5 protein-coding genes are annotated in these 10,842 nt (G+C 36.7%); all 5 read right to left on the bottom strand.

The window, feature by feature from the left end:
* Positions 1-1,320 (bottom strand): endo-1,4-beta-xylanase (locus ACU1LP_RS03750; protein WP_445735606.1); only part of this gene is annotated, 1,320 nt, incomplete at its 3' end.
* Between the two features lie 268 nt (positions 1,321-1,588).
* Positions 1,589-2,719 (bottom strand): IPT/TIG domain-containing protein, encoded by a 1,131-nt coding sequence (locus tag ACU1LP_RS03745; protein ID WP_445735605.1) that lies wholly within the window; start codon positions 2,717-2,719, stop codon positions 1,589-1,591.
* Between the two features lie 9 nt (positions 2,720-2,728).
* Entirely contained in the window at positions 2,729-4,246 is a 1,518-nt protein-coding gene (locus ACU1LP_RS03740) for a RagB/SusD family nutrient uptake outer membrane protein (protein WP_445731765.1), read from the bottom strand.
* A 20-nt stretch (positions 4,247-4,266) separates the two neighbouring features.
* Positions 4,267-7,422, bottom strand: a complete 3,156-nt coding sequence (locus tag ACU1LP_RS03735) for a SusC/RagA family TonB-linked outer membrane protein (protein WP_445734209.1) — start codon at positions 7,420-7,422, stop codon at positions 4,267-4,269.
* Positions 7,423-7,453: 31 nt separating this feature from the next.
* Positions 7,454-10,147, bottom strand: coding sequence for a glycoside hydrolase family 3 C-terminal domain-containing protein (locus ACU1LP_RS03730; RefSeq protein WP_445734208.1), 2,694 nt, complete (start codon positions 10,145-10,147; stop codon positions 7,454-7,456).
* Positions 10,148-10,842: the final 695 nt, after the last annotated feature.

Below are 10,842 nucleotides of genomic sequence, written 5' to 3'. Positions count from 1 at the left end.
GTCGTTCCCTGGGTGATTTAAATCGGTGCTGTAAGGAATCCAAGATTCATTGTCTTTAAAACCCCATACTGTTAAAGCATATTTATTAGCAGCCGGAAGTGCGTTATATATTTTAACGATTTCTTTATACTTATCCTTTTGGGCTAATTTTCTTTCGTTTGTAAAAGTTGTAATATCGTTGTTTTGATTCACTTGAATATCCAACTCAGAAACATGGATTTTTAAACCCTTGGCTACAGCTCTATTAATATCGGCCTCCATTTGTGTTTTGGCAGGGCTTAAATACGTGTTGTGCATTTGGAAACCTAGGCCATCAATCAAATTACTGGCCTTTAAATCATCTACAATAGCAAACACTTTATTTTGTTTGTTAATATTGGTTGAAGTAGCATAATCATTATAGAACAACAACAAATTGGTATCTCCAGCAGCATTTGCAGCATCTCTGGCCCATTGATAACAATCTTTAATATAATTAGGTCCCATTTTAGTTAAAAAAACAGTATTTCTCATGTTACCATTATCATCAACCGCTTCATTTACAACATCCCAGGACTTCACTTTTCCAGCAAAGTGGGTAACCACAGCTGTTATGTATTTTTTTACTTCCAAGGCAAACTCAGCATCAGTTCCCGAAAAATCTTTTAACCAATTAGGAACTGCATTATGCCAAACCAAAACATGCGCATGCACATTGATGCCATTATCATTTCCGTATTTAACAATTTTGTCGGCAGCTACCCAATTGTAAGTGCCGCTTCCCGTAGAAATGGGGTCCATTTTCATTTCATATTCGGCCGTAATACTGCTAAATTCATTTTTAAGAACAACGTCATAGGCACTACCAGTATTTAATTGTTGGGCTTTTACAGCGACTCCTACAAAAAATGGATTCGCTAATGCGTTAGCCTTAACCTTAAGAAAAGTTGGGTCTTCGGCCGCAACGCCTGTGGTTTTAACGGTTATAACATTTGAATTATTGGAAACTTCAACACCTCTTTTGGCTCTTATTCTATAGTAATATGCCATAGCTGGAGAAAGTCCGGAAATTGCAACCGTGCTACCACTATTTGATAAAGCATCATACCCAGTAACGAACGTAGAGAAACTGTTATCGGTTGAAACATCAATCAAATAACTTTCCGCACCAGGAACCAAAACCCAATTTGCTTGAAAAGAAGTATTTGTAACATTACTTGCCGTTGAAGCAAAAGGAGTTGCCAACGCGTTTAATGGCACTGGGGTATTGCCGTCATCTTTACTGCAACTTAGTAATGAAAATACCAGAAAAAAAGCAGTTACTATTTGTTTATAATTCATTTTAATTATTTGTTTTTTATTTGAAATAGAAGGTGTTTGAAATATTTAAGGGTGTGATAAAATGACTATTATTTATTTGTGTTAAACCCCTCCGCCTAAAGGCATACCGAAAAATCGGCACAAGCTCTCCCCTTGGAAAAAGGGGAGGAATTATTAAGGTTTTGATTTTTAATTATGAACTCATTATTTTAATTTTTGTCATGTACATAGCTGAAAAATATAATTTTAGACTTTTCAGGCAACCTCTAAGTTAGATTAATTTTTTATACTATTCCTCTACCCTGAATTTAATATCGTCAAATTTCACGCTTGAAACAATGCCATTATTGGGTAAAGACACTTTAACTTGCAATATGCCTGAAGGATCTACTTTTTTAGTATCTGTTGCCGCATTTCCAGGATTGTAACCAGACCCAAATTGGTCCAATACCGCTGAAACTTCTTGCCATCCACTTGTAGTAATGGTAAAATTATAGGCCCAAGTATCAAGAATCACATCAAATGATGTACCCGGGTTGGCGTTTACCATCATCTTAAATGTTACTTTAGAAGCTGCCGTAGCTGAACTTGGTAAAAAAGCACCCGCTTCATTATTCTGGCATCCATTATAACCGTTTGCTGTTGCTCCATAATAATCATATTGAGCGCTATTAGCGGTCTGGCCAATTGCAGTTACACTCAAAGCACCTGCATCACCATACGATCCCCAAGTACTTTTGTATAATCCATTACCATCAAAATCTTCAAACAAATAATCAACAAAACCAAAATTGATATCTAAAAATGTCGTGTTTGCAACCCCAGGCCCAGGCGGAACAATGGGCGTACTACCTGCAGGCGTTGTAATAACAACATTGGCTCCTGCTGTAGCATCCGTTGGTACTGTGAAATACATTTCCTTATCAGAAACCAATGTATAATCTAAAGGTTCTCCTCCAAATGTAACTGATGAAACATCAATAAACCAACGCCCTTTTATGGTTACTTTATTACCTAGTTTAGGGTTAAGCACACTAAAATTACCAAAAACAGGGGCAGGTTGAATAATATTGATTTGAGAATCAACCACCCCATTGGCAGTAACAAATTTTATAGGCTGCACTCCAAAATTATAAGGGTTTTCAAAATCATAATTAGGGATGTTGAAAAAAATGGCAATATTGGAATTCAAATTAGGATTAAAGGATACATCCAATTTATTATCTAAAACAATCTGTTTCAAACCAGATAAATTAGTGCCTTCGATTTTAAGTAAATCACCCGGAACCCCAGAAGCATTGGGGTTGGTTTGCGAAGAAAAAGTGGTTATTGTTGGTGTACCAACTTCATCTTTTGAACATGAGAATAATGCCGAAATTAACATTATTACTATTAAATTTATTTTATAAATGTTTTTCATAATTACTATTTAAAAATTAAACGGAACTGGTGCAGCAGTTAAATTAACATTAATGCTTATAGCCCCTGCCGGTAAAGGCAACGTAAAATAAGCATTTGTTGGCACGACTTTAATGGAAACCAACTCAGTTCTAGCGGCATCTCCATAAAAACCTCTTTGTTGAGCGGCAATTTCTGCCAAGGCATCCGGTCTATTTCTACGCTGTAAGTCGAAATAATATTGGCCTTCCAATAAAAATTCAATGCGTCTTTCTTTAAATAAACTCGTTTGGGTAATGGTGCTAACGGAGCCTAAACCAGCACGGGAACGTACTTTGTTAAAAGCCACTAGCGCTTCACTATCAGATGTAGAAACATTAGTTCCCAATTTGGCTTCAGCCATCATTAACAGCACATCGGCATAGCGTAACATATTGGTGTTTTGTTCTGTTCGCATAAAACAAACATTGTAGCCATCATCAGCGGAACCCACTATGTATTTTCTAAAGTTCAGTCCGGTTTGGGAAGGTAATTTATCAAATGTATAGCCTCCTTTTTTACTTAACAGTTCCGGATACACATCGCCTTCCATCATAATAGATGGTTTTCTTCTTTTATCGCCTGATTCGTATAATCCTGGCAAATCGATAGTTGGCATATAAGAACCCCAACCGTCTCCACCACCAGTAATTCCAGAACCCGATGGCACGATATAAGCTTGCTCGGTATTTTGGGTGCCCCATTCATTACAATTAACAGTCCATTGCAGCGAAAATAAGCTTTCTTTACTGTTGTTGAAATTAGGGTTGTTGAATAAATTCCCATAATCTTCCAATAAATCGTATTTACCACTGTTTATTACCTCTCTACACAATTGGGCCGTTTCATCGTATTTTTTCAAATTCAATTTCACTTTTGCCAACATTCCCATTGCGGAGTATTTTCCAATTCTTCCTACTTTTGGCTCGGTTGTCAATTTTGCAACAGCATCTTCTAAATCCAGCTCAATGAATTTGTAAACATCGGATTCTAAATTCCTAAACGCATTGATGCCGCTAGAGTTTTCATCATATATGGGGACAGGGCCCCAAATTCTTACCAAATAAAAATATGCTGTAGCCCTCATAAACTTAGAAACGCCAATGCCTTGGTTGTAGGCATCCTCAGGAATATTTTCCTTATCCTTAATTAAATCCTGAATCAAGGAATTCGATTGGTTCACTACAGAGAATAATCCCGTCCAATTGCCATTTAAAACGCCATTATCATTCAATACAGATGCTTCTGCAAAGGGCCTGAATTCGCCATCGTTTGCCCATACATTACCCGCATAGGTATCGCCTTGCGTTATCATACCCTTAAAGTTGTAATCAAACCAACCTTTGGTGTATAGCCCGTTTTGGATGCCTTCGTAAGGTGAGGCTCCCGGAGGCAAACAGTCTTTACATAATGAATTCTCGGATCTCAACTCGGTGAAATCTCCTGAACATGACCCTAAGAAAAGAATCATAGTTGTTAGCATGAATGCTTTTATTAATTGCTTTTTCATAATAATCAGTTTTAATATTATTAAAATGTTAGGTTTACACCTAGTGTTACTGTTTTTGCCAAAGGATATCTCCCTACATCCAAACCTGCATATCTTATATCTGAATTTCTACTTCCAATTTCTGGATCCAGGCCAGAATACTTGGTAAAGGTGAATAAATTTTGTCCGGAAAGGTATATTCTTACTTTAGTAAAGATGTTCGTCTGACTTAAAAACCCAGAGCTTAAATTATATCCCATCGTAATATTTTGAATTCTAATGTAAGATCCATCTTCTACAAAACGATCTGAAACGCGCGTATTTGAATTTCCGTTTCCTAAATCAATTCTGGGCACATCGGTGTTTTGAGCTGTGTTTGCGGCATCATCTAAAGTAACGCCATCGGGCATATAATTTACAACAAAATGGTTTAGCGCTCTAGTAGATTGATTTTCCCCCAAGAAACGCAAGGCTTCTGTATAATATCTGTTTTGATTGTATATTTTGTTTCCGTAAGAACCATTTACTACCACACTTAAATCAAAATTCTTATAATTAAAATTATTGTTGACACTGAAAGTGAATTTTGGAAGCGCAGAACCTATGTATGTTCTATCGTCAAGCGTAATTTCACCATCGCCATTTAAATCTTTAAATTTAATATCGCCTACACTGGTTTTACCTGGCACTTGTGTAGCACTTTGATCCACTTCTTGCTGGGTTCTAAAAATGCCATCGGTAACATAACCATACATTTGACCTAAAGACTTTCCTTCTTCAACATAACTATAAAGTAATTCTCCCTCTGACTGGGGAATATTAGCAGTTAATGGTTTTAAACCATCATAGAATTTTGTTAATTTATTGGTAAATGCTGAGAATATAAAAGTAGAATTCCATAAAAAATCATCGGTTTGAAAATTTCTGGTGTTTAACGTTATATCAATACCCCTATTAAGCATTTCACCTACATTCTCATAGGGTAAAACTCTACCCGCTGTTCGGTCATCTGCTGGTCTTTGAATTAATAAATCTGAAGATTTCTTTTGATACACATCAACATCCAATTTAATGGCATCATCTAATAAACCAATTTCTAAACCAATATTTGTAGATTTCAAAGTTTCCCATTTTATATCAGGATTTCCATCTACTGTGTAAATATAGGATAACCCGCTAGCCGAGGGAACAGCAGAAAATTGCGTTTGATACAAAAAGCTAGGAATGTTCTGATTTCCAACTTCACCATATCCTGCACGTAATTTTAAGTAATTTACGGTACTTGATAAAGATTTCATGAAATCTTCATTTGAAATGGTCCAAGCACCAGAAACCGCTGGAAAATAACCCCATTTGTTATTAGGTCCAAAATTTGAAGAAGCATCTGCTCTTACAGAAGCTGTTAAATAATATTTATTGTCAAAATTATAATTGGCCCTAGCAATATAGGATTGCATGGCCCACGCATAACTTTGGTTATCCACTTCAGAGGTCGATTTTAAACCCAACACTAAATTATCAAATTGATTGTTCCCTTCTAAATCTCTTCTGGAACCTCTTAAATATTCAAAATTACTTTTTTGTCTTTCTTGACCTAATACGACATTAATGCTATGTTTATCAAAAGATTCATTGTATGTTAAATAGTTCTTCACATTCCAATAATAACTTTGGTCTTGTTGTTTAAGTGAAGAATTCACTTCATTTGCAGCGGTACCAATATTATCATAAGTAGGAATAAAAACCCTGCCATCGCCTGCATTTAAATCGTATCCCAATTCACTTCTAAAGGTTAAAGGTTTCGCTAAGGTTATGTCAGCAAATAAATTGCCGTTTATCTTAAATTTTCTATCCCGATTGTTAACATATTCCGAATAGGCAACGGGGTTTACCGCTTCATAATTATTGGCCGCACCATTTACACCACCACCAGGAGCACCATAACTTCCGTCTGGATATCTTACCGGTATGAGCGGGCTTAAACGCAACGCCGAAGACACAATACCGCCCCTATCATCGTTCTTAACAATACGTTGCTTTACATTACTTAAGGATACATTATTGCCTACTTTAAGCCAGTCGTTAACTTTGGTTTCAATATTTAAACGCATCGAAATTCTCTCAAAATTGGTATTCACAATGACACCTTCTTGTTTAAAATAACCTAGAGAGGTATAATAGCGTGTGCCATCTTTTTCTCCGGAAACTGCCACTTGGTTGTTGGTAACTAAGGCACTTCTAAAAATTTCTTTTTGCCAATCGGTCCCTTTACCTAATAAACTAGGGTTTTGAAATTCAAAAGGCACTTCTCTATTATCCGATTTTAATAAATCGCTTGTATATTGGGCATATTGCTGCAAATCCATCATATCATAATATTTGCCAACCGTTTGGATACCCGTATAATTATCAAAAGAAATAATGGCTTTCCCTTTTTTACCTTTTTTTGTCGTTATCAAAACAACCCCATTGGAACCATTGGCCCCATAAATGGCTGTGGCCGATGCATCCTTTAAGATGTCTATGCTTTCAATATCTGACATATTTAAACCTGATAAAGCAGAGTTGACATTTTGCCCAGAGCCGCCACCAGTAGCTGAACCCAAATCTAAAGAAGTGTTATTTCTATCAGCAAAAATAGGCGTGCCATCTATAACATACAAAGGCTCATTGCCATAAAGAGACGTTATCCCTCTAATTTTTATAGAAACACCGCCCCCTGGAGCACCCGAGTTTTGCGACACCGTAACACCGGCAGCTTTACCAATTAAAGCTTGATCGATGGATGTAAAAGGCTGGTCTTTTAACTCATCGGCAGAAACGGAAGATATAGCCCCCGTTAAATCTTTTCTTTTAGAAGTACCATAACCAATTACCACGACTTCATCTAATGTCGAGGTATCTTCTAACAAATTAACGTTTAGTATATTTTGGCCCGTAAATACAATTTCTTGTTTTGCAAAACCTATATAAGTAAATACAAGCACACTATTTAGGCTTACATTGTTGATGCTGTATTTACCATCAAAATCCGTTATGTTTCCGTTTGTGGTTCCTTTGACCAGAATATTTACTCCGGGCAAAGGAATTCCAGAATTACCTGTAACCGTGCCCGACACCGTTTTTGTTTGTGAAAAAGCACTTTGTGTACAAATCATTACCAGAGCAATGACTGCCAATTTAAACTTCATCTTCATATTAAATAGTTTTAGTTATTAATTAGTTTGTTTATTGTGTTTGTTGATTATCTATTAATGCTATTTTTTTTGTTATTACGCCGCTTGTAGTGGTATCTGCAACGCCTTTAAAACCTGGTTGCTTACCGCCTATACTTATTGTTAATGCTCCTGGTTCTAATAAAGTATTCCCATCGGCACCTATTAAAGCATATTGTTTTGGGCTTATGCTATAGGTTAATATTTTTGTCTCGCCAGCATTCAAATGAATTCTTTCAAAACCTACCAAAGTTCGTGTGGCCACATCAACCTTTCCTACGTGCGACACATATAGCTGAACGACCTCGTCTCCTGCAAGTGCTCCCGTATTTTTAACCTCAACACTTATTTTAATATCATTGTTAATGGCTACTGCATCAGGGATATTCAAATTAGTATAGGTAAAATTGGTATAGCTTAAACCATGGCCAAAAGGAAAAAGCGGATCCCCTTTAAAGTATTTATAGGTTCTGTTTTCCATGTTATAGTTTTTAAAATCCGGTAAATCCTTTACCGATTTATAAAAGGTTATGGGGAGTCGTCCTGCTGGGTTATAATCGCCGAACAACACATCGGCAATGGCATTTCCTCCAAATTCGCCCGGATACCATGCTTCTAGGATGGCAGGGATATTATCGGCAGCCCAATTAACGGCCAGCGCACTTCCGTTCATTAAAACCAAAATGGTTGGCTTACCAAGAGCCTGGATTTTTTTCATTAACTCCATTTGGGTTTTTGGAAGGGTAATGTCTGAACGGTCTCCTTTATCAAAACCTTCTAACAATACGGGCATTTCTTCGCCTTCAATATCTGGAGACAATCCTAAGCATAGCACTACAACCTCCGATTTTTTTGCAGCCTCTAAAGCTGGAGTTATTAAATCTTGATCCATTTTCGCCCAAACAAATTGCGCTTGTGGATCGGAGTGGTAGTTAAAGTATTCAATTTTAATGTCATGGGACTTTCCTGCTTTTAAGTCCATATCGAAATATTTGGTTTTCGGCTCATGGTCGTCAGTAAATTCAAACTTAAGTTCGTTATCAAAATAAAATTTGACAGCGTTACTGGCCCTAAACCCTATTCTGTATATTCCGCTCTCATTTGGCACCAATTGTCCCGTCCATTTCACTGAAAATGTATCGGTTTTTAAATTTTTTATAGGTCTATCAATGGTCCAAATAAAATCTACAACACCATCATTTCTTGTAAATTCTGGCGTTCCTTCCCAATTTCTATTTTTAAAATATGCTCCCTTTAATCCATTATTATTACCATTTTTAAGCACGGAAGCTGGTATGGTGTTTAAAGTGGGCCAACCCATGGCAATATCACTTCCTAATGCATAATTTATAGTGGCATTGGGTAATTTATCTGTGATTGCTTTTAAAGGCGTGTTATAATTATTGGGCGTACCATGATAGTTACCCAATAGTGCCGGTTTAGAATCCGCATTCGGACCAATAATAGCAATAGACTTTATGTTTTTACTTAAAGGAAGCGTATGGTTTTCATTTTTCAACAACACCATTGATTCCCTGGCGATTTTTTTAGACAAATCGTAGTGCTCTTGACTTGCTACCACATCATAAGGTATTTTTGACCATTTTACATCCGCTTCTGGGTCGAACATGCCTAGTTTAAAACGCGCCGTCATCAATCTGGTGAGTGCCAAATCAATTTTTTCTTCATCAATCATTTTTTTAAGAACGGCCTCCTTTAAATATGGGTCGTAACAGTCTCCACAATTCAAATCTGTTCCTCTGGAAACCGCTAAGGCACTGGCCTCTTCCGGTGTTTTTACAAGTTCGTGTTTTCCGGGTTCCCAAAAATCATTGATCGCCCAACAATCGGAAACCACATAGCCATCAAAACCCCAATCGTCGCGAAGAATTTTATGTAACAACAAATTGCTTCCGCAGCAAGCTTCATCCCTAAAACGATTGTACGCACACATTACGGAGTGTACCTTTGCCTCTTTTACGGCCGCCTCAAAAGCTGGCAAATAGGTTTCGTATAAGTCTTTATTGGATGTTTGGTAATTGTCCTTGTGCCTTGATTTTTCTGGGCCACTATGCACAGCAAAGTGTTTTGCCGTGGCCACTACTTTTAAATATTTAGGATCGTTTCCTTGAAGCCCTTTTATATAATTAACGCCTATTCTACTGGTTAAATAGGGGTCTTCGCCATAGGTTTCCTGCCCTCTGCCCCAGCGTGGATCCCTAAAAATGTTGATGTTGGGTGTCCAAAACGTTAAGCCTTGGTAAATGCCTCTTTTACCTTCAGAAATAAATTTATGGTGTTTTGCCCTTGCTTCGTCTGATACTGCCGTGCCCATTTCAAAAATTAAAGGGGCGTTCCAAGTAGCACCCATACCAATGCCTTGTGGAAAAACAGTGGCTTCGCCTGCTCTGGCAACCCCATGCAAACTTTCGTTCCACCAATTGTATTCAGGAACGCCCAACCGTTCAATGGCTGGCGCATCATAACGCATTTGCGATACTTTTTCTTGCAGCGTCATTTGGCTTATTAAATCTTGAACCCGTTCTTCAACCGGCAAAGAAGTATCTTGGAATTTAAATGCGTAAGTTTTAATTTCCTTCTCGTTTGTTTTACATGAAGCAACCATGATAAGAATTATGGCAAGTATCAAACCTGATTTTGAAAACCTAATTAAAGATTGTGTTCTAATGTTTTTATTAAAATTCATTCAATGGCGTTTTTATAGTTGGGAAATCTTATATGATATGGTACATTACTAAGAGCAAAAAATACATTAACCCTATAATCAACATTTCTTTACATACTTTAATGAGGGAAGTTTTTTGGATCATTGCTAAGAATTATAAAATTAATAGACCAAATGTAGTTAGTGAAAAAAGCAAATAATAAGACTTATAAAGCAACTAATAGAAGAATTGTTGCAATTAGCTATGAGATATACAATATGCGACATAAGAAGCATAGGATGCTACATTTGTTGTAGTAATGAAAATTTGAAACGTAGTGAATTAGTTTTGAAAACTTTGCAACATGTGAAATAGGAGGAAATGATTTGTATTACAAAACCACTCATTTTAAAGAATTTGACCCCTCCGCCTAAAGGCACCTCCCCTTGAAGAAAGGGGAGGAATTAGGGTCAGATAAAAAAGTTGGGGAGTAAACTTATTCTTAAAATGAATGAATAATCTTGATTGAATTTTGATAAACAACCTTTCAATAAGAGATTTCGAAAATCCCTTTGTTTTCGGGGCATTGTTGAAATAGAATAATTCTCCTATAGTCGAATTATTTCCAGTTCAACAAGCCTTGAATCATCATCATTAATTTAAATTTCCTCCCCATAAAATGAATGTAACCCAGGAATTATTTCCGGTTAATAAGCAAACTGAAAATTAGGAACAG

It is taken from the genome of Mariniflexile sp., from assembly GCF_052728615.1.
The sequence above is the reverse complement of the archived record's forward strand: the minus strand, read 5'-3'. Positions and strand labels throughout refer to the sequence as shown.